The sequence below is a fragment of the Streptomyces sp. NPDC057702 genome (assembly GCF_042799315.1).
GTDB lineage: Bacteria > Actinomycetota > Actinomycetes > Streptomycetales > Streptomycetaceae > Streptomyces.
In genome coordinates this window covers 188,297-208,482 of the sequence record NZ_JBHVJC010000004.1, presented here as the reverse complement: position 1 = coordinate 208,482, position 20,186 = coordinate 188,297, and the positions used below count along the sequence as shown (strand labels likewise).

At 72.9% G+C, this 20,186-nt stretch carries 12 protein-coding genes; 10 read left to right on the top strand and 2 right to left on the bottom strand.

Going from position 1 to position 20,186, the window contains the following annotated elements; translation table 11 throughout:
• Positions 1–206 precede the first annotated feature (206 nt).
• Together ACFVFR_RS04395 and ACFVFR_RS04390 are read left to right on the top strand one after the other, a co-directional pair.
• Positions 207–392: a hypothetical protein gene (locus tag ACFVFR_RS04395; protein WP_383697969.1), complete on the top strand. Its 186-nt coding sequence runs from the start codon at positions 207–209 to the stop codon at positions 390–392.
• A gap of 445 nt (positions 393–837) precedes the next feature.
• Positions 838–4,179 (top strand): AAA family ATPase, encoded by a 3,342-nt coding sequence (locus ACFVFR_RS04390; protein WP_383697967.1) that lies wholly within the window; start codon positions 838–840, stop codon positions 4,177–4,179.
• Positions 4,180–4,361: 182 nt separating this feature from the next.
• Here ACFVFR_RS04390 and ACFVFR_RS04385 read toward each other — a convergent pair whose 3' ends face one another.
• Together ACFVFR_RS04385 and ACFVFR_RS04380 are read right to left on the bottom strand one after the other, a co-directional pair.
• A complete protein-coding gene (locus tag ACFVFR_RS04385; RefSeq protein WP_383697965.1) occupies positions 4,362–5,558 on the bottom strand; it encodes a PQQ-dependent sugar dehydrogenase in 1,197 nt (398 codons plus the stop codon).
• A gap of 337 nt (positions 5,559–5,895) precedes the next feature.
• The gene (locus tag ACFVFR_RS04380; RefSeq protein ID WP_383697963.1) at positions 5,896–6,915 is read right to left on the bottom strand and encodes an aldo/keto reductase; all 1,020 of its coding nucleotides are present in this window, start codon (positions 6,913–6,915) and stop codon (positions 5,896–5,898) included.
• A 72-nt stretch (positions 6,916–6,987) separates the two neighbouring features.
• Here ACFVFR_RS04380 and ACFVFR_RS04375 point away from each other — a divergent pair, with 72 nt between their 5' ends.
• From ACFVFR_RS04375 to ACFVFR_RS04340, 8 genes are all read left to right on the top strand, one after another.
• On the top strand, positions 6,988–7,950 hold the full coding sequence (locus ACFVFR_RS04375; protein WP_383697961.1) for a 2-hydroxyacid dehydrogenase: 963 nt from the start codon (positions 6,988–6,990) through the stop codon (positions 7,948–7,950).
• Between the two features lie 371 nt (positions 7,951–8,321).
• A complete protein-coding gene (locus tag ACFVFR_RS04370; protein WP_383698067.1) occupies positions 8,322–11,231 on the top strand; it encodes a putative bifunctional diguanylate cyclase/phosphodiesterase in 2,910 nt (969 codons plus the stop codon).
• Positions 11,232–11,432: 201 nt separating this feature from the next.
• Positions 11,433–13,295, top strand: coding sequence for an acetolactate synthase large subunit (locus ACFVFR_RS04365; protein WP_383697960.1), 1,863 nt, complete (start codon positions 11,433–11,435; stop codon positions 13,293–13,295).
• Between the two features lie 40 nt (positions 13,296–13,335).
• Complete coding sequence (gene ilvN, locus ACFVFR_RS04360; protein ID WP_176164298.1) at positions 13,336–13,860, top strand: acetolactate synthase small subunit; 525 nt, start codon at positions 13,336–13,338, stop codon at positions 13,858–13,860.
• A 252-nt stretch (positions 13,861–14,112) separates the two neighbouring features.
• On the top strand, positions 14,113–15,111 hold the full coding sequence (ilvC, locus tag ACFVFR_RS04355) for a ketol-acid reductoisomerase (RefSeq protein ID WP_383697958.1): 999 nt from the start codon (positions 14,113–14,115) through the stop codon (positions 15,109–15,111).
• Between the two features lie 617 nt (positions 15,112–15,728).
• Entirely contained in the window at positions 15,729–17,333 is a 1,605-nt protein-coding gene (gene serA, locus ACFVFR_RS04350; protein WP_383697956.1) for a phosphoglycerate dehydrogenase, read from the top strand.
• Between the two features lie 455 nt (positions 17,334–17,788).
• Positions 17,789–18,493, top strand: coding sequence for a TetR/AcrR family transcriptional regulator (locus tag ACFVFR_RS04345; protein ID WP_383697955.1), 705 nt, complete (start codon positions 17,789–17,791; stop codon positions 18,491–18,493).
• A gap of 63 nt (positions 18,494–18,556) precedes the next feature.
• A complete protein-coding gene (locus tag ACFVFR_RS04340; RefSeq protein ID WP_383697953.1) occupies positions 18,557–20,128 on the top strand; it encodes an MFS transporter in 1,572 nt (523 codons plus the stop codon).
• Positions 20,129–20,186 lie beyond the last annotated feature (58 nt).

Here is a 20,186-nt window from a genome sequence, read left to right as displayed (position 1 = left end):
GACCTAAGGCCCCGGGCGGGGCCCCGGACTGTCGTCGGGCGTTCTAAGGCGGGCGGCCTAAGGCCCCTGGACGCCGGGAAATCAGGCACTCTCCCGATGTGGCGCACCCGCCTGAGCCGCCAGGGTGGAAGCACGTCGACGACCTGCCGGAGACGGGGCCCACCCGGTCCCCGCCGCCGGACCACCACCACGCCAGGAGAGCCCGCATGTTCCACCACGAACTGCACCAGCTTCGCCAGCACGACCTGATCCGTGAGGCGGCCACCGCCCGCCGGACCCGCGAGGCCACCCGGGGCGGCGCCGCTCGCCACTCCGGGGGCGACGAAACGAAGGGCCGGGTGAGTACGCCCAGAGACCGCCGCGCGGCCCCGCCGCGCCGCGCCACCGCCTGACGGGGCTCCCTGACCCGAGTCCGCCCCGTCGCCCCGTACGGAGCCACCTCACCCCACGGCTCCGTACGGGGCACCACCCCCGCCCTCCCGTCCCGCCAGCGGAGTCCCGAACGTGTCCGACACCCCGCCCGGGGCCGCCCCCGTCACGGGAGACGACCCCGCACCCCACGCGAGCGCGCACCCCGATCACGGCACGGAGCCGGACCCCGGCCCCCACACAACGCCGGGCCCCGTGCCCCGCGCCGCCTCCGCGCCCCGTACGGAGCCGGACTCCGCGCCCCACACGGAGCCGGGCCTCGCGCCCCGTACCGCCGCGCCAAGCACACCCCGTACCGCCGCGTCGAGCGCTCCGCCGGCGACCCTGTCACCACCGGCGGCGGCCCCGCCCCGTACGCCGCCGGGCACACCGCACCGCGCCACCGACGCGTTGTCGGACCCCTGTGCGATGCTCGGCTCTGTGCACATCACGTCTGTCAGCTCGGTCTTCGTCGGCCGCGCCAAGGAGTTGGACGCCCTGGCCGACGCGCTCGCGCGTGCCGCCGCCCAGCAGCCCCAGGCGCTGGTGCTGGGCGGCGAGGCGGGCGTGGGCAAGACCCGGCTGGCCGAGGAGTTCCTGACCGCCGCCCGCGCGACGGGAGCGGTCACGGCGCTGGGCGGGTGTGTGGAGATCGGCGTCGACGGCCTGCCGTTCGCGCCCGTCTCCACCGTGCTGCGCGCCCTGCGCCGGCAGTTGGGCGCGGAGCTCGACCAGGCCGCCGCCGGCCAGGAGGGCGAGCTGGCCCGGCTCCTGCCCGAGCTGGGCGAGACCGCGCCGGAGTCCCGCGACGAGGACGGCCGGGCCCGCCTCTTCGAGCTGACGGCCCGCCTCCTCGAACGACTGGCCACCGAGCGCACCCTCGTCCTGGTCGTCGAGGACCTGCACTGGGCCGACCGCTCCACCCGCGAACTGCTCGGCTACCTCTTCCGCTCCGTGCAGCGCGCCCGGTTGGTCATCCTCGCCACCTACCGCTCCGACGACATCCACCGCCGCCACCCGCTGCGCCCCTTCATCGCCGAGATCGACCGGATGCGCACCGTGCGCCGCGTCGAGCTGGCCCGCTTCAACCGCGCCGAGGTACACGCCCAGATAGCCGGCATCTACGGCACCGAACCCGACCGGCGGCTGGTGGACCGGGTGTTCGAGCGGACCGACGGCAACGCCTTCTTCGTCGAGGAGATCGCCCACAGCATCAACGACGGCAGTCAGACCGGGCTCAGCGAGTCCCTGCGAGACCTGCTGCTGGTGCGGGTCGAGGCACTGCCCGAGGACACCCAGCAGGTGGTGCGGATCGTCGCGGAGGGCGGCTCGCGCGTGGAGCACGGGCTGCTCGCGGCCGTCGCCCGGCTCGGCGAGGACGACCTGATCGAGGCGCTGCGCGGCGCCGTCGGGGCCAACATCCTGCTGCCCACGGACGACGACAGCGGCTACCGCTTCCGGCACGCCCTGGTCCGCGAGGCCGTCACCGACGACCTGCTCCCCGGCGAGCGCGCCCGCCTCAACCGCCGGTACGCCACGGCCCTGGAGGCGGACCCCACGCTCGTCCGCGCGGACGAGTACGAGGCGCGGCTCGCCAGTTACTGGTACCACGCGCACGACCCGGCCAAAGCGCTGCCCGCCGTGCTCGCCGCGTCCGTCAAGGCCCGCCGCCGGCACGCCTACGCCGAGCAACTGCGACTCCTCGAGCGGGCCATGGAGCTGTGGGAGGACGCGCCACGCGAGATCAGGACGGCGCAGCGGCCGATGGACGCGGCGGGTGCCTACCCGGCCTGCGGCGTGTGCGAGGACGGCGCGCTGCGCTATCTGGACCTGCTCGCCGAGGTGGTCGTGGCCGCGCACCTCTCGGGTCAGCGCGAGCGGGCGCTGGCCATCACCAAGCGCGCGCTGCGCACCGTGGACGAGACACACGACCCGCTGCGGGCCGCGTGGTTCTGGACCCAGCGCTCCAAGATCATGGAGGGGCTGGCGCGCGGGAACGGCTGGTCCGAGCTGAGCCGCGCCCAGGAACTGGTGCGCGGGCTGCCGCCGTCGGTCGTGCACGCGGACGTGCTCGCCGCCGCCGCCGGCTGGCTCGTGGTGCACGAGCCGGGGCCCGACAACTACTCCACCGCGGAGCGCGCCGTGGAACTGGCCCGCCTGGTCGGCGCCGACGAACTGGAACTCCACGCCCGGGTGACACTCGGCAGCCTGATGATCGACTCGGGCGACGTGGAGGGCGGCCTGGGTGAGATGACCGACGCCGCCGCCCGCGCCGTCGAGGGCGGACACATCAGCGTCATCGCCCGCTGCCACGTCAACCTCGCCTCGGCCCTGGAGGGCGTCGGCCGCTCGATGGAGGCCGTCGAGGTCGCCCGCGAGGGGGTGCGTACGGCCAAGCGCTTCGGGCTCGTGGACACCAAGGGCTGGACGTTCGCCAACATGGCCGAGTCGCTGACCTCGCTGGGGCGTTGGGACGAGGCGCTGCGGGCGGTGGAGCACTCGGAGCGGTTCGCCCTGGGCACCAAGCCGCGCGGCACGGCCGCCAACCGGCGTGCCCAACTCGCCTTCGACCGGGGCGACTGGGCGACCGCCCGCGAGCAGCACCTGGCCGCGCGCGAGTTCTACGGCACCCACGACCCGCAGCCGCAGTACACGATCACGCTCACCCGGCACGCCCTCATGCTGGCCGCGCTCGACGGCGACATCATCCGGGCCCGCGCCCTCCTGGTCGACGCGCTGGAGGCCGGCATCCCGGTCGGCACCCAGCGGTACGCCTGGCAACTGCTGCTGGCCGCAGCCAGCGCGGAGGCCGACGCGCGCGGTCTGCCCGTCGCGGAGCCGGGCCGGGCCGAGGCGCTGGACCGCGTCCACGCGGCGGCCAAGCGGCTCGCCCAACCCGTGCCGGTGTGGCGGGCGTACGGCCTCATGGTCGCCGCCGAACTGCTGCGTGCCCAGGGTCGTGACACGCCTGCGCACTGGAGCGAGGTCGCCGCCGCCTTCGCCCCCCTGGACCGCCCGTACCACCTCGCCCAGGCCCGCTACCACTGGGCCGCGGCCCGGCTGGCCGCCGGTGACGCGCCGTCGCCGCCCCCGGCGGGCGCCACCCGGGCCGCGCGCCGGGTCACGGTGCCCGAGCCCGCCTCCGTCAGCTGTGTGATCGTCGCGCCGGGTACCGATCCGGCCGCCGAGCCCGCCGTCGTCGGCACGGCGCGCACACACGCCGCCTCGCTGCTGGCGCGGGCGTACGAGGTGGCCGAGCGGCTGGCGGCGCGGCCCCTGTGCGAGGCGATCACCCTGCTGGCCGCGCGCGCCCGACTCCCGCTGGTCCGCGAGGGCGCCGGTCGGCCCCGCCCCGTGGGCGCGCCGGAGCGGGGCGCGAGCCGCCGCGCGGTCACCGCCGGGTCCGAACCGACCACCCGCTCCGAGAGCCCCGTGCCGGCCGCGCCGCCGTCGCCTCGACCCGACGGCTTGTCGGGGCTCGGGGAGAAGCCGACGGCGCCTACGGGCGCGAGCCCGCGACCACCGGACGGCGGGGCCGGCGCCGAGGAAGCGGCCGACGCGTTCCGGCTCACCCCGCGCGAGCGCGACGTGCTGCGCCTGGTCGCCGTCGGCCGCAGCAACCGTCAGATAGCCGAGGAGCTCTTCATCTCCCCGAAGACGGCCAGCGTCCACGTCTCCAACATCCTGTCCAAGCTGGCGGTCTCGGGCCGCGTCGAGGCGGCGGCCATGGCCCACCGCCTGCGCCTGGTCACCCCGGTGGAAACGACGTAACCGCCCCACACACACCAGCGTGCCGTGCCGTGCGCCCCCCCGGGCGGTCACCGGCCACGTCCCCCGGGCCCCCACGCCGCTGGCCCCGCGGCACCGTGGCCGCCGTACGCGAGGCCCGTCCGTGGCCGCGCGGCGCGGGCGGAGGAGGCGACGGGGCCTGGGGGCCCACGGGGCGGGGCGGGTCAGGTCACCTTCAGACGAAGGACGCGGTCGTCCTGGTCGCCGGGATCGCCCCGCCCGTCCGTGTTGCTCGTCGTCACCAGCAACGTGCCGTCGGCCGCGGCCTGTACGGAACGCAGCCGCCCGTACTTCTTGACGAGGAACTCCTGCGGCCGTGCCGCCGGCCGGGTGCCGTCCAGCGGGATGCGCCACAGGCGCTCGCCCCCCAGCCCCGCCATCCACACGGAGCCCTTGACGATGGCGATACCGCTGGGTGAGGCGTCACTGGTCTTCCACTGCTCCACCGGGTCCACGAAGCCCCGCGCCGTGGCCTCGTCGTCCTTCCCCTCGCCCTCCACCTCGGGCCAGCCGTAGTTTCCGTCCGGCTTGATCAGGTTGAGCTCGTCCCAGGTGTCCTGGCCGAACTCCGTGGCCCACAGTCGCTTCTGCTTGTCCCAGGCCAGGCCCTGCACGTTGCGGTGGCCGTAGGAGTAGACGGGCGAGTCGGGCGACGGATTGCCCTCCGCGGGCTCCCCGTCCGGCGTCACCCGCAGGATCTTGCCGCCGAGGGACTCCTTGTCCTGGGCCAGTCCCCGGTCCCCGCTCTCCCCGGTGCCCACGTACAGCATCTTGTCGGGGCCGAACGCGATCCGCCCGCCGTTGTGGGTGGTGCCCTTGGGGACGCCCTTCAGGACGGTGTCGGGCGCGCCCAGCTGCTGGCCCGCCGGCCGCCGCTCGTCGTAGATCATGCGCGCGACGCGGTTGTCGGACTCGGTCGTGAAGTACGCGTAGAGCATGCGGTCCGCGCCGAAGGTGGGCGACACGGCGATCCCGAGGAGCCCGCCCTCGCCGCCGGGCGAGGCGCCGGGCACGGTGCCGAGTTCGGTCTGCTTGCCGTCGTCCGCCCCGATCCGCAGCACCTTGCCCGTATCGCGGGAGGAGACCAGCAGGTCGCCGTCGGGCAGCTCCACCAGCCCCCACGGCGTGTCCAGCTTGCGCGCCACCGTGGCGACCACCTCCGCCGTCCCCGTCGCGGGCGCGGCGGAGTGGGAGGGGCTGGCGGAGGAGGAGGGCCCGTCGGTGCCGGAGGAGGAGGCGCCGGTGGAGGAGGCGTCCGGCGACCGCTCGAAGAGCGGGTTGTCGCCCCCACCGTCCGAACACCCGGTCACGAACAGCAGCGTGGCCGCGGCGAATGCGGCGGTGACACCGGTACGTCGCACGAGGGGTTCCTTCCGTAGAACACGAGCAACTGGCCGGGGACGGCCCCAGAACAGACGACACAGACCCGCCCCACACCGCGACCCCGGTTTCTTATACACCGTGCCCCACCCGAAGGCCGGGGCCCCGGCCTTCGGGCGAGTGGCCGGCCTCGGGTCGGGGCGCTGCTCGGCTGGCCGCCCACGGGAAGGTGGCCGGCCAGGAGAAGGTGGTGGCCTTCGGCGCCGGGCGCCGCTCCGTAGGCCGCCTGCCGCCCCGTTCGCCGCCCGCCGTCGCCGCCCGCCCCGTACGCGCCTGGCTCCGGCCTCCCGCACGCCGCCGGGGCCGGGCGCCGCGCGCTCAGTCCCAGGAGTCCCGGGCCGGGGGGAGGGCGGCGATCTCCGCCAGGTCCCGGTTGGTCAGGCGCAGCCGCGTGGCCTCCGCGTTCTCCGCGGCCCAACGTTCCTTCTTGGCACCGGGGATCGGCACGATGTGCCGGCCGCGCGTGAGCAACCACGCCAGCGCCACCTGTGCCGCCGTGGCCCCGTGGCGCTCGGCCACCCGGCGCAGGCCGACGACGATCGGCTGGTTGGCGGCCATCATCTCCCCGGTGAAACGCGGATGGCGGGCGCGTATGTCCTCCGGCTCGAAACCCTGCCCCGGCGTCAGGGTGCCACTGAGGTAGCCGTTGCCCAGCGGCATCGCCGCCAGGACGCCGACGCCGCGCGAGGCGCACCACGGCACGAGCGACTCCAGCGCCTCCGGCGACCACACCGACAACTCGGCCTGCACACAGCTGACCGGGAACACCTGCTGCACCCGTTCGAGCTGGCGGATCGTCGCGTCGTGGAGCCGCCCCGCCGCCGTGGCCCCCGCGCGCCCGGCGGCACGGCGCAGTTCGCCGCGCGCTCCCACCGCGCACAGCCCCAGGGCCCGCACCTTGCCGGCCGCGACGAGTTCCGCCATGGCCCCCCAGGTCTCCTCGACGGGCACCTCCGGGTCGGCCCGGTGGAGCTGGTAGAGGTCGATCCGGTCCGTCTGGAGCCGCCGCAGCGAGGCGTCACAGGCCCGCTTCACATAACCGGGGCGTCCGTTGGCGACCACGTGCTGCTCGCCGACGAGCAGCCCGCACTTGGTCGAGACGAAGGCGTCGTCGCGCCGCTCCCGCAGCACGCGGCCGACGAGCAGCTCGTTGGTGAAGGGGCCGTACATGTCGGCGGTGTCCAACAGGCTGACGCCCCGGTCGAGCGCGGCGTGCACGGTGCGCAACGAGCTCTCGCCGTTCTGCTGGGAGCTGCTGTACCCCCAGCTCATGGGCATGCACCCGAGACCGACGGCGCCCACCGACAGCGCCCCCGCACCGATTGTCCTGCGCTCCACCTGCCCGCACCCCTCCCGTGCCGGCCCCCAACGTAACGTCTGCGCGCGAGACCCTTCGCATAGCCTCCTGTCATGCCTGTATACGACAGTGAACCCACCCGCCCCGTGGTCTGGCTCCCGCTGCCCCCCGACGACATCGAGGGTCTGCCGGAGGGCCTGGAGTACGCCTTCTGGGACGCGGAACGCGACTACCCGACCGATCCGGCGCGCTGTGTCTTCTACGGCGTTCCGTACATGAAGGGCGCGGAGGCGTCCGTACGCCCGCTGGCCGGGATGTCCCACGTACGAGTCGTGCAGACCCTCACCGCCGGTGTTGACCACATGGAGTCCGGGCTGGCCACGCTGCCGTCGGGGGCGCAGCTGTGCAACGCGCGCGGTGTCCACGACGCGAGCACGGCCGAGCTCGCGCTGACGCTCACGTTGGCTGCGCTGCGTGACATCCCCGGATTCGTCCGTGCCCAGGACGCCGAGCGGTGGAGCACCGGATTTCGGCCAGCGCTGGCTGACCGTTCCGTGCTTATTGTCGGATACGGTGCCATCGGTGCGGCGATCGAAGACCGGCTCACACCTTTCGAGTGTGCGCGGGTGGCGCGCGTCGCGCGCTCTGCCCGCGAGTCCGAGCGCGGCCCCGTGCATCCACTCGCGGCGCTGCCCGAGCTGCTGCCGTCGGCGGACGTGGTCATCTTGGCACTGCCGCTGACCGATGCCACGCGTTCCCTGGTCAGCACGGGTTTCCTGGGCCAGATGAAGGACGGGGCACTGCTGGTGAACATCGCTCGCGGCGCGATCGTGGACACCAAGGCCCTCCTCGTCGAGCTGGAATCGGGGCGGCTGCGCGCGGCACTCGACGTCACCGACCCCGAACCACTGCCGGCGGGGCACCCGTTGTGGCACGCTCCAGGGGTCCTCGTCACCCCACACGTGGGTGGCCCTTCCTCCGCCTTCCTGCCACGCGCCCGCCGGATGCTCCGGGACCAACTCCACCGGTTCGCGGCAGGGGAGCCCCTGCGCAACGTGGTCGTGACGGCTGGCTGAATCCCAGCGCCGCAGCGCCCGGAATCCACACTTCCGGCACACTGCGGAATCGCGTGATTGCGCAAAGTGTCGGCATCGCCCTCCTCGATTACGCTGCGTAGATGACCTATGTCCCTGAGTGACTAACCTGGTGTATCGTCCGGAACGGGGACCCACGCCACGAAACGCACGGCGTGCGTGACGGACCGGAACCGAGGGGGGCGACGGGCGATGTACGGCCAATGGACGAACGACCCGACGCGGCTCACGCGTCGATCACTACACGGCCTGACGAACCGCGGCGCGGCGATTCGCGAGCTGACGGCGGTGCCGTCGTGAGCGCCTGGGCGGGGGTGCTCGCCCGCCCGAGGGCGGCGGACGGCGGCACCGGAATGATGCACCAACTTCTCCTGACCCTCGTGTGCGGCGGGTACGCGGCGGGCTCGATGCTCGGCTGGGGATCGCGCGAACTGGCCACGATCATGGGCGACTTCGGGCTGTGCGTGGCGGCGCTGATCGCCGCCGTCTCGTGCTTCCTCTACGCGCGCACACGCTCCGGGCCGTCCCGGCCGGCGTGGTTCATGTTCGCCGCCTCGTCGCTGATGGCGGGCCTGGGCAACGGCGTCTGGGGCTGGTACGAGGTGGTGCTGGCGCAGCCGGTGCCCTCCGTCTCGCTCGCCGACTTCTGCTTCCTGCTGTTCGCGCCGCCCGCCATCGTGGGCCTGCTCGTGCTCGCCAAGCGCCCGGTCAACCGCGCCGGTTGGCTGTGCCTGAGTCTCGACTCCTGGCTGATCGCGGGGTCGTTGCTGACCCTCTCGTGGAGCCTGGCCCTCGCGCACACGGCGCGCTTCGACGGCGAGAGCGTCGCGCGCACCGCCCTGTCGTTGGCCTATCCACTGCTGGACATCGCGCTGGTCAGCGTCGTGCTCGCGGTCCACTTCCGGCGTTCTTCGGCCAACCGGTCGGCGGTCAACACCGCCATCGGCGCCCTCGCGCTGACCGTGCTGTGTGACGCGCTGTTCACCTCGCCGCTGCTGCGCCAGCAGTACAACTCGGGTCAGCCGCTGGACGCGGGCTGGTTCGCCGGCTCCCTGCTGCTGGCCTACGCGCCGTGGGCGTCCGTCCACGTCGGCCACGACTGGGAGCGCCCACGCCGACCGCAGCCCGCCGGGCGCCCCATCGCCAACTCGCTGACCGCCCTGACGCCCTACCTGGCCGCCAGTGTCTGCGTCCTGGGCATCATCTACAACGTGCTCAACGGCCGCGCGGTGGACCAGGTCGTGCTCTTCACCGGCTGCACCGTCGTGCTGGCCCTGGTCGTGCGGCAGGCCATCATGCTGATGGACAACATCACCCTGACCCAGGAGCTGGCGCAGAAGGAGAACCACTTCCGCTCCCTGGTGCAGGGCTCCAGCGACGTCATCATGATCGCCGCGCCCACCGGCATACTGCGCTACGTGAGCCCGGCCGCCTCCGGCGTCTACGGCCGCGACGCCGAGGAGCTGACCGGCTCCGAGCTCGCCTCCCTCATCCACCCCGAGGACTTGGGCTCGGTGGTGCACGAGGTGCGCAGGTTCCTGGCCGCCACCCCCAGCAAGGAGCCCACCACCCGCATCGAGTGCCGCTTCCGCTCCGGCAACGGCGACTGGCTGAACGTCGAGTCCACCATCAACCGGCACCACGGCGGGCTGATCCTCAACAGCCGGGACGTCACCGAGCGTGTCCGGCTCCAGGCACAGCTCCAGCACAACGCCGAGCACGACCCGCTCACCGACCTGCCCAACCGGGCCCTGTTCACCCACCGGGTGCGGCAGGCGCTGGGCGGCCGACGGCGTACCGACGCGGGCACCGCCGTGCTCTACATCGACCTCGACGGCTTCAAGGCGGTCAACGACACCGTCGGCCACCAGGCCGGCGACGAACTGCTCGTCCAGGCCGCCCGCCGGCTCCAGGAGTCGGTGCGCTCCGGTGACGTCGCCGCCCGGCTCGGCGGCGACGAGTTCGCCGCGCTCATCATGGGCGACGGTGGCCCCGACCACGCCGCCCACGAGTACCGCGTGCACGACATCGCCGAGCGGCTGCGTATCGCCCTCTCCCGCCCCTACCGCGTGCAGGGCACCGAGGTGCGCGTGGCCGCCAGCATCGGCGTGGCCTTCGCCGAGCCCGGCATCAGCCCGGGGGACCTGATGCGCAACGCCGACCTGGCGATGTACCGGGCGAAGTCGGGCGGCAAGAACCGGGTCGAGCTCTACGCGCCGCAGATGCAGGCCGACGTCGCCCGCCGCGCCGAGATGGCCACGCGGTTGCGTACGGCGCTCAAGGACGGCGAGTTCGTGCTGCTGCACCAGCCCGTCGTCGACGTCAACAGCGGGCGGATCACCGCCGTGTCCGCGCAGCCGCGCTGGCGCTCCGCGCAGGGCATCCTGTTCACCCCGGCCGAGTTCCTCCGCGTCACCGGCACCGGCGCCGGCGCCGGTCGGAGTGACGGGCGCGGTGGCGGCGAGGACGCCGCGCGCAGCGCCGAGCTCAGCCGTTGGACGCTGGAGGAGGCCATCCGGCAGGCCGCCCGGCGGCGGCGGGCCGGACACCTGGTGGCGGTGTCCGTACGGCTGCCCGCGAGCCACCTGGCGGACCGGGCGGTCCCGCCCAAGACGGTCGAGGGCCTGCTCGTCGAGCACGGCCTCCCGTCCGGCAACCTCATCATCGAGTTGTCCGAAAGCGACCCCCGGATGCCGCTGGAGGACCTGGAGCACCGGCTCATGGCCCTGCGCCGGCTGGGCGTGCGCATCGCCCTGGACGGGTTCGGCAGCGGGTATGCCGCGATCAACGCCCTTCGCAAACTCCCCATCGACCTGGTCAAACTCGATCCCACCCTGGTCGAGGGCGTGCTGGAGTCGGCCCGGCTCTACAAGATCACCGCAGGGCTGCTGCGGATCGCCAACGACCTCGGCACCCAGGTCACGGCCGAGGGTGTCGACCTGCCCGAGCAGCTGGCGGCCCTGCGCGCCATGGGCTGCACCCACGCCCAGGGCACGGTCTTCTGCGGCCCGCTGGACGAGCACCGACTGCGCCGCGCGCTCACGGTGGGCGACTATCCGCTCCCGCGACCGGAGCCGCGACTGGTCTCGCGGGCCGACCTCATGGCCGACCTGCGCGCCCCCGAGCAGCGGCTGGAACCGCCCGCGCTGGTGGGCGGGGCCGTGCCGGTGCGGCACAGCGGATCACACGGAACGCGACGGCACGAGCCGCTGGCACATACGCCCTTGCGTTCAAATAATGAGACGCCCGTCCCACCCACTTGACACTCGCTAGGCGACGGGGGGAGGGTCAGAGCCATGCGCACCCGAATTCTCGTACTTGGACAGCGCGTCGGCTGAGCAGGGCCACAAAGGCCCTGCGGACCTCCTCCCGACGCGCTCCCCTCGATTGCCTCACGGCACGAGGGGTTTTTTGTTGCCTGACGCACTTTCACCCCCGCACCACCCCTCATCTTCGAGAAGAGAATGCCGATGACCGAGCAGGCCACCGGGGCTCCCCATCCCCAGCCGCGGGCCCGAAACGGACAGCAGACCGTTACTCCCGAGAACGTCACGGGTGCGCAGTCCCTCATTCGTTCGCTTGAGGAGGTGGGAGCCGACGTCGTCTTCGGAATTCCCGGCGGAGCGATCCTGCCCGCGTACGACCCCATGATGGATTCCTCGCGGGTCCGCCACGTACTGGTGCGCCACGAACAGGGCGCGGGACATGCCGCGACGGGATATGCCCAGGCGACCGGGAAGGTCGGGGTGTGTATGGCGACATCCGGGCCCGGCGCGACCAATCTGGTCACCCCGATCGCCGACGCGCACATGGATTCCGTGCCGCTGGTCGCCATCACCGGGCAGGTCGCCTCGCAGGCCATCGGTACCGACGCCTTTCAGGAGGCGGACATCTGTGGCATCACCATGCCGATCACCAAGCACAACTGGTTGGTGACGGACGCGGACGACATTCCGCGCACGATCGCCGAGGCGTTCCACGTGGCCTCCACGGGCCGACCGGGCCCGGTGCTGGTGGACATCGCGAAGGACGCGTTGCAGGCGCGGACGACGTTCGCGTGGCCGCCGCAGACGGAACTGCCGGGGTACCGGCCGGTGACCAAGCCGCACGCCAAGCAGATCCGGGAGGCCGCCCGGCTGATCACCCAGGCGCGCAGACCGGTGCTGTACGTGGGCGGCGGGGTGCTCAAGGCGCAGGCCAGCGCGGAGTTGCGGGTGCTGGCGGAGCTGACCGGCGCGCCGGTGACCACGACGCTGATGGCGCTCGGCGCCTTCCCCGACGGCCACCGCCAGCACCTGGGCATGCCCGGCATGCACGGCACGGTGGCGGCGGTGACGGCGCTCCAGAAGGCGGACCTGATCGTCGCGCTGGGCGCCCGCTTCGATGACCGGGTGACGGGGCGGCTGGATTCCTTCGCGCCGCTGGCGAAGATCGTGCACGCGGATATCGACCCGGCGGAGATCGGAAAGAACCGACTGGCCGACGTGCCGATCGTGGGGGACGCCCGGGAGGTCATCGCCGATCTGGTGACGGCGGTCCAGGCCGAACACGCCGAGGGTCATATGGGCGACCTCGCCGCGTGGTGGGCGGATCTGGACCGGTGGCGCAAGACCTATCCGCTGGGTTACGACCAGCCCGCCGACGGCAGTCTCGCGCCGCAGCAGGTGATTGAGCGCATTGGGCAGCTCGCGCCGTCGGGAACGGTTTTCGCGGCCGGGGTCGGACAACACCAGATGTGGGCCTCGCATTTCATTCAGTACGAGGAACCGGCGACGTGGCTGAATTCCGGTGGGGCCGGCACGATGGGTTATGCGGTGCCGGCGGCCATGGGAGCGAAGGCCGGCCGGCCGGAGCGTACGGTGTGGGCGATCGACGGTGACGGATGCTTCCAGATGACCAATCAGGAACTGGTCACCTGTGCGCTGAACGACCTTCCCATCAAGGTCGCCATCATCAACAACGGAGCTCTGGGAATGGTCCGCCAGTGGCAGACCCTGTTCTACAACCAGCGTTACTCCAACACGATCCTGCATTCCGGCCCCGGTGACGCGGAAGGGGGCGCGGGAAAGCCGACCGGGACCCGCGTGCCGGATTTCGTGAAACTGGCTGAGGCCATGGGGTGTGTGGGACTGCGTTGCGACGACCCGGCCCAGCTCGACGCCGTCATCGAGAAGGCCAACGCGATCAACGACCGCCCCGTGGTGGTGGACTTCATCGTCCACGAGGACGCCATGGTCTGGCCCATGGTCGCGGCGGGAACCTCCAACGACGAGGTCATGGCCGCCCGTGGGGTTCGCCCGGACTTCGGCGACAACGAAGACGACTGAGCACCAGGCCGAGCGCAAGCCGAGAAGAGAGACACGCCCCATGTCCAAGCACACGCTCTCCGTTCTGGTGGAGAACACCCCCGGCATCCTCGCCCGGATCGCCGCGCTGTTCTCGCGCCGCGGGTTCAACATCGACTCCCTCGCCGTGGGCGTCACCGAGCACCCCGACATCTCCCGCATCACCATCGTGGTCAATGTCGAGGAACTGCCCCTGGAACAGGTCACCAAGCAGCTCAACAAGCTCGTCAACGTGCTCAAGATCGTGGAGCTGGAGGACAGCTCGGCCATCCACCGCGAACTCGTCCTGGTGAAGGTCCGGGCCGACAACGAGACGCGCTCCCAGGTCGTGGAGATCGTCCAGCTCTTCCGCGCCAAGACCGTGGACGTCTCCCCGGAGGCCGTCACCATCGAGGCCACCGGCGGCAGCGACAAGCTGGAGGCCATGCTCAAGATGCTGGAGCCCTTCGGCATCAAGGAGCTCGTGCAGTCCGGCACCATCGCCATCGGCCGGGGCGCGCGCTCCATCACCGACCGGAGCCTGCGCGCCCTCGACCGCTCCGCGTAGCCCACCGGGCCCCCATCCCCGGGCCCCGACGGCGCCGTACCACCGCGACATCGCACCACCGCGCCCGACCGCGCGCCCCGTACGCCACCGCGTACGCCTCTGAGGGTCCGCACTGCGGGCCGGCCGCGACCGCCCCACCCTCGGCGGCATCCGACCGGCCCCGTGGGGACCGGATAGTAAGACCCCCGAACCCTCCCCAGCCCAGCCGTCATACGGTGGGCCGCACCACCCAAACGCTAGGAGATACCCGAAGTGGCCGAGCTCTTCTACGACAACGACGCCGACCTGTCCATCATCCAGGGCCGCAAGGTCGCGGTCCTCGGCTACGGCAGCCAGGGCCACGCCCACGCGCTGTCCCTGCGCGACTCGGGCGTCGACGTCCGGGTGGGCCTGCACGAGGGCTCGGCGTCCCGGGTCAAGGCCGAGGAGCAGGGGCTGCGCGTGACGACCCCGGCCGAGGCCGCCGCCGAGGCCGACGTGATCATGATGCTGGTGCCGGACCCGATCCAGGGCAAGGTCTACGAGGAGTCCGTCAAGGACAACCTCAAGGACGGCGACGCGCTCTTCTTCGGGCACGGCCTCAACATCCGGTACGGCTTCATCAAGCCCCCGGCCGGCGTGGACGTCGCCATGGTCGCCCCCAAGGGCCCGGGGCACCTGGTGCGCCGCCAGTACGAGGAGGGTCGCGGCGTGCCGTGTATCGCGGCCGTCGAGCAGGACGCCACCGGCAACGGCTTCGCCCTGGCCCTCTCGTACGCGAAGGCCATCGGCGGCACCCGCGCCGGCGTCATCAAGACCACCTTCACCGAGGAGACCGAGACCGACCTCTTCGGCGAGCAGGCCGTGCTGTGCGGCGGCGCGTCCGCGCTGGTCAAGGCCGGCTTCGAGACCCTGGTCGAGGCGGGCTACCAGCCGGAGATCGCGTACTTCGAGTGCCTGCACGAGCTGAAGCTCATCGTGGACCTGATGTACGAGGGCGGTCTGGAGAAGATGCGCTGGTCGGTCTCGGAGACCGCCGAGTGGGGCGACTACGTCACCGGTCCGCGCATCGTCAACGACGCCACCAAGGCCGAGATGAAGAAGGTCCTCGGTGAGATCCAGGACGGCACCTTCGCCAAGAACTGGATGGCCGAGTACCACGCGGGCCTGCCCAAGTACAACGAGTACAAGAAGGCCGACCAGGACCACCTCCTGGAGACCACGGGCAAGGAGCTGCGCAAGCTCATGAGCTGGGTCGACGACAACGAGTAGGCCCACCGTGGACCGGGCGGGCGACGGCCGGCGCCCCGGCCGCCGCCCGCCCGCGTCGCACCCGGCGCGGGCGCGGGCGGCCCGCCCGGGGTGAGCGCCCGCCCCGGGCGTCCGTCCGGAACCGGGGCCGCGCCGCGCCGGCGGCGGCCCCGGTTCCGGGAGGGGCCGCGCCGACCGCCGCCGCACACCACCGGCCCCGGGCCCACGGCGCCGTCGCGGCGCCCCCGCACGGTGCGCGCGGTCTTGCCAGCGCCCGGTGGCCGTACGGGCGCCGACCCCGCCGACCCGTGTCGTCAGCGGTCCGCACCACGCGCGGCTCCGATCGCGTCGTACCAGGTCACGGGCGTGGGCGGCCGGCCCCGACGGAGCGGGGCCAGGGGGCGCGGCCCGCGTGGCGCACCGCGTACGGGGCGGCTCTGACGACGTTGTCCAGAGGGCCCGGTCATAACCGGGCGATGTTGTGCGACGACGGCAGCCGTGAGCCCGTACGCCACTACACTGCTTCCACAAGCGCGTCAGGCTCACAGCGTCGTGCGTCTTCCACGCGGCTGACCCCTTCACCGCCTTCGGCCGTTGGGACGGCCGTCCGCAAAGGACTAGTGAGGACTGAGGACCACGTGAGCACTGCCAAGTCCAGCAAACCTGTCGTACTGATCGCTGAAGAACTCTCGCCCGCCACCGTCGACGCCCTCGGCCCCGACTTCGAGATTCGGCACTGCAACGGTGCGGACCGGGCCGAGCTGATCCCCGCCGTCGCGGACGTGGACGCCATCCTCGTGCGCAGTGCCACCAAGGTGGACGCCGAGGCCATCGCCGCCGCCCGCAAGCTCAAGGTCGTCGCCCGCGCCGGAGTGGGCCTGGACAACGTCGATGTCGCCGCCGCCACCAAGGCCGGCGTGATGGTCGTGAACGCGCCGACCTCCAACATCGTCACCGCCGCCGAGTTGGCGTGCGGCCTGATCGTCGCCACCGCGCGCAACATCCCGCAGGCCAACACGGCCCTGAAGAACGGCGAGTGGAAGCGGAGCAAGTACACCGGCGTCGAGCTCAGCGAGAAGACGCTGGGCGTGGTCGGCCTCGGCCGCATCGGCGTGCTGGTCGCGCAGCGGATGTCCGCCTTCGGCATGAAGATCGTCGCGTACGACCCCTACGTGCAGCCCGCGCGGGCGGCGCAGATGGGCGTCAAGCTGCTGTCGCTGGACGAACTGCTCGCCGTGTCCGACTTCATCACGGTGCACCTGCCCAAGACCCCCGAGACGCTGGGGTTGATCGGCGACGAGGCGCTGCACAAGGTCAAGCCCGAGGTGCGCATCGTCAACGCGGCGCGCGGCGGCATCGTGGACGAGGCGGCGCTGGCCTCGGCGCTGAAGGAGGGGCGCGTCGCGGGCGCGGGCCTGGACGTGTACGCCACCGAGCCGTGCACGGACTCGCCGCTCTTCGAGTTCGACCAGGTCGTGGCCACCCCGCACCTGGGGGCCTCGACGGGGGAGGCGCAGGAGAAGGCGGGCATCGCGGTCGCCAAGTCGGTGCGCCTGGCGCTCGCCGGCGAGCTGGTCCCGGACGCGGTCAACGTGCAGGGCGGCGTCATCGCCGAGGACGTGCGCCCCGGGCTGCCGCTGGCCGAGAAGCTCGGCCGCATCTTCACGGCGCTGGCCGGCGAGGTCGCGGTCCGGCTCGACGTGGAGGTCTACGGCGAGATCACCCAGCACGACGTGAAGGTGCTCGAACTCTCCGCGCTCAAGGGCGTGTTCGAGGACGTGGTGGCCGAGACCGTCTCGTATGTCAACGCCCCGCTGTTCGCGCAGGAGCGCGGCGTCGAGGTGCGGCTGACGACGAGCTCCGAGTCGCCGGAGCACCGGAACGTGGTGACCGTGCGCGGCACGCTCGCCGACGGCCAGGAGGTGTCCATCTCGGGCACGCTGGCCGGCCCGAAGCACCAGCAGAAGATCGTCGCGGTCGGCGACCACGACATCGACCTCGCGCTCGCCGACCACATGGCCGTGCTGCGCTACGGGGACCGCCCCGGCGTGGTCGGCACGCTCGGCCGGGTGTTGGGCGAGGCCGGGATCAACATCGCCGGCATGCAGGTCTCCCGGTCGACGGCGGGCGGCGAGGCGGTCGTCGCGCTGACCGTGGACGACTCGATTCCGGCCTCGGTGATGGCCGAGATCGCCGTGGAGATCGGCGCGACGTCGGCGCGCGCGATCAACCTCGCGGACTGACGACGGGGCGCCCACGGGGCCGTGGCGCGAGCCGCGCTCCGTGGGCGAGCGCGGCCGTGGCGCCCGGCGTGACGCCGGGCCGTGGCCGGTGCCGTGGCCGGCACGGGCGCTGAACCGGGCGTCGGTGCGGGTCTCGACGCGGCGCCGCGAACGGCCGTGAGCATGCCGGCCGAGCCACTACCAGGCGGCCCCCGGAGCGGATTCGGCGGCGTACGGGCTGGTCAGAGCGGGTTTCGTGGAAGTGAGGTGACCGGGTCCGCATCGCGAGGGCGATGCGGGCCCGGTTTTTTCGCGCCCAGATACTCAACAGGCGATGAATTTATTCGTGGCAGGCCCTACGCTGGTCGAAGTGGAGAAAAACTGTCCACCTACGGGGTGTGCGCGGTTCGCCGCCGCGCGTAGGCGACCCGTCGCGCGCCGCGCGCACCGCCCCCGACCCGCCCAGGAGGAAGCCCGTGGCCCCCGACCGCGCCCCCACCACCGACCCGGAGCCCGCGCGCATGCGGGCCGACGCCCGCCGCAACCGCGAACAGATCCTGTGCGCGGCCCGCGAGGTCTTCGCCGCACAGGGGCCCGACGCCCCGCTGGACGAGATCGCCCGGCGCGCGGGCGTCGGGGCCGCCACCCTCTACCGGCGCTTCCCCGACCGCTCGGACCTGGTCCGGGGCGTGGCCGTCGACGTCCTGACGGCGCTGGGCGAGGCCGCGCTCGCCGCGCGCGAGAGCGAGGCGGAGCCGTTCGAGGCGCTGCGCGCCTTCACCCACGCGGCACTCGACCTCAAACTCGGCTCCGTCATGCCCGCGCTCGTCGGACGCGTCGCCGCCGACGAGGTGCTCGACGGGGTACGCCAGGACGCCGTCGAACCGGTCCGCGACCTGCTCGCCCGGGCTCACGCCGATGGCACGCTCCGGCCCGACGTGTGCTTCGGCGACATCCCGCTGATGTTGATGCGGCTCTCCCGGCCGCTGGTCGGCGGGCAGCTCGCCGAGGACGGCGACCTCGCCCACCGGCAGCTGGAGATCTACCTCGACGGGCTGCGCGCCCCCGGCACCAGCGACCGGCGCGCCGTGCTGCCCGGCCCCGCCGTCGGCCTCGGCTGGTTCCGGCGGATCAGGGCCCGACTGATCGGCGACCAGGCCGCCCCGGGCCCCCTCGCCTGACCCGGGCCGGGCCCCGGGCCCGCCCCACGCACCGCACCACCCGCCCACGAGAGAGGCGACACCATGTCCGTCAGCGACCGCGAGCCCGGCGGCTCGCCCGAGCCCGAGCCCGCGCCCGGAGCGCACGCGGCAGCCACGACCGCGTCCGCCACCACCGCGCCTCCCGCGAACGCGCACCCACGACGCTGGCTCGCGCTGCTCTTCGTCGGCCTGGCCCAACTGATGATCGTGCTCGACATCACGATCGTGAACATCGCCCTGCCCTCCGCGCAGCAGGACCTCCACATCTCCGCCGGAGACCGGCAGTGGGTCATCACGGCGTACACGCTCGCGTTCGGCAGCCTGCTGCTGTTCGGCGGGCGCATCGCCGACTACACGGGGCGCCGCCGCGCCTTCCTGATCGGCCTCGCCGGCTTCGCGAGCGCCTCGGCGCTCGGCGGTGCCGCGGGCGACCTCGGCATGCTGCTCGCCGCCCGTGCGCTCCAGGGCGCCTTCGCCGCGCTGCTGGCGCCGTCCGCCCTCTCGCTCCTCGCCGTGATGTTCACACAGGCGAAGGAACGCGCCAAGGCGTTCGGTATCTTCGGTGCCATCGCCGCCGGTGGCGGCGCCCTCGGCCTCGTCCTCGGCGGCCTGCTCACCGAGTACCTCACCTGGCGCTGGTGCCTGTACGTCAACGTCCCCATCGCCATCGGTGCCCTCTTCGGCTGGTACGCCCTGCCCGCCGACACCCCCACCGGCGGGAAGCGGGCCCGCTTCGACATACCCGGGGTGCTGCTGGCCGTCGCCGGCCTGGTGGCCGTGGTCTACGGGTGCAGCGAGGCGGAGTCCGACGGCTGGGACTCCGGCCCCGTCCTCGGCCTGCTCGGCGCCGGCGTGCTGCTGCTCGCGGCGTTCGTCGTGGCGGAGGCGCGGGCCCGTACGCCGCTGCTGCCGCTCCGGGTGGTTCTCGACCGCACCCGTGGCGGGGCCTACCTGGCGGTGGGCCTGTCGATGGTCGGCATGTTCGCGATGTTCCTCTTCCTCACCTACTACCTGCAGACCGTCAAGGACTACTCGGCGGTCGTCACCGGGGTGGCCTTCCTGCCGCTGACGGCCGGCGTGCTGTTCGGCGCGGGCGGCGTCGCCACGCGCCTGATCCCCCGGGTCCCGCCCCGTGCCCTGGTGGCACCGGGGCTCCTGCTCTCCGCCTCGGGCGTGGCCTGGCTGATCCCCCTGAGCCCGGACAGCTCGTACGCCGGCGGGGTGCTGCCCGCCGAACTCCTGGTCGGCATGGGCATGGGGCTGGTGATGGCCCCGGCGATGAACTACGCCACGCACGGCGTACGCCCCGAGGACACGGGCATCGCCTCCGCCTCGGTCACCACGGCCCAGCAGATCGGCGGCTCGATCGGCACCGCCCTGCTCAACACCATCGCCGCCAGCACCACCTCCGACTACCTCGCCGCCCACCACCCGCCCACCCCCCAGGTCGCCAAGCAGGCCCTGACCGAGGGCTTCTCGGACGCGTTCGTCGTGGCCGCGCTGATCCTCGCCACGGCGGCGGTGCTGGTGGGCCTCCTCATGAACACCCCCCGCCCCCGCCGCGACACCACCACCGCGAAGGACACCGACCCCACGCCGGCCCACCTCGGCTAGGCGTCTGTCAGCCCGCCGGCCGGCCTGCGCACCGGCTGGCTGACTGGTTGCGCTGGGG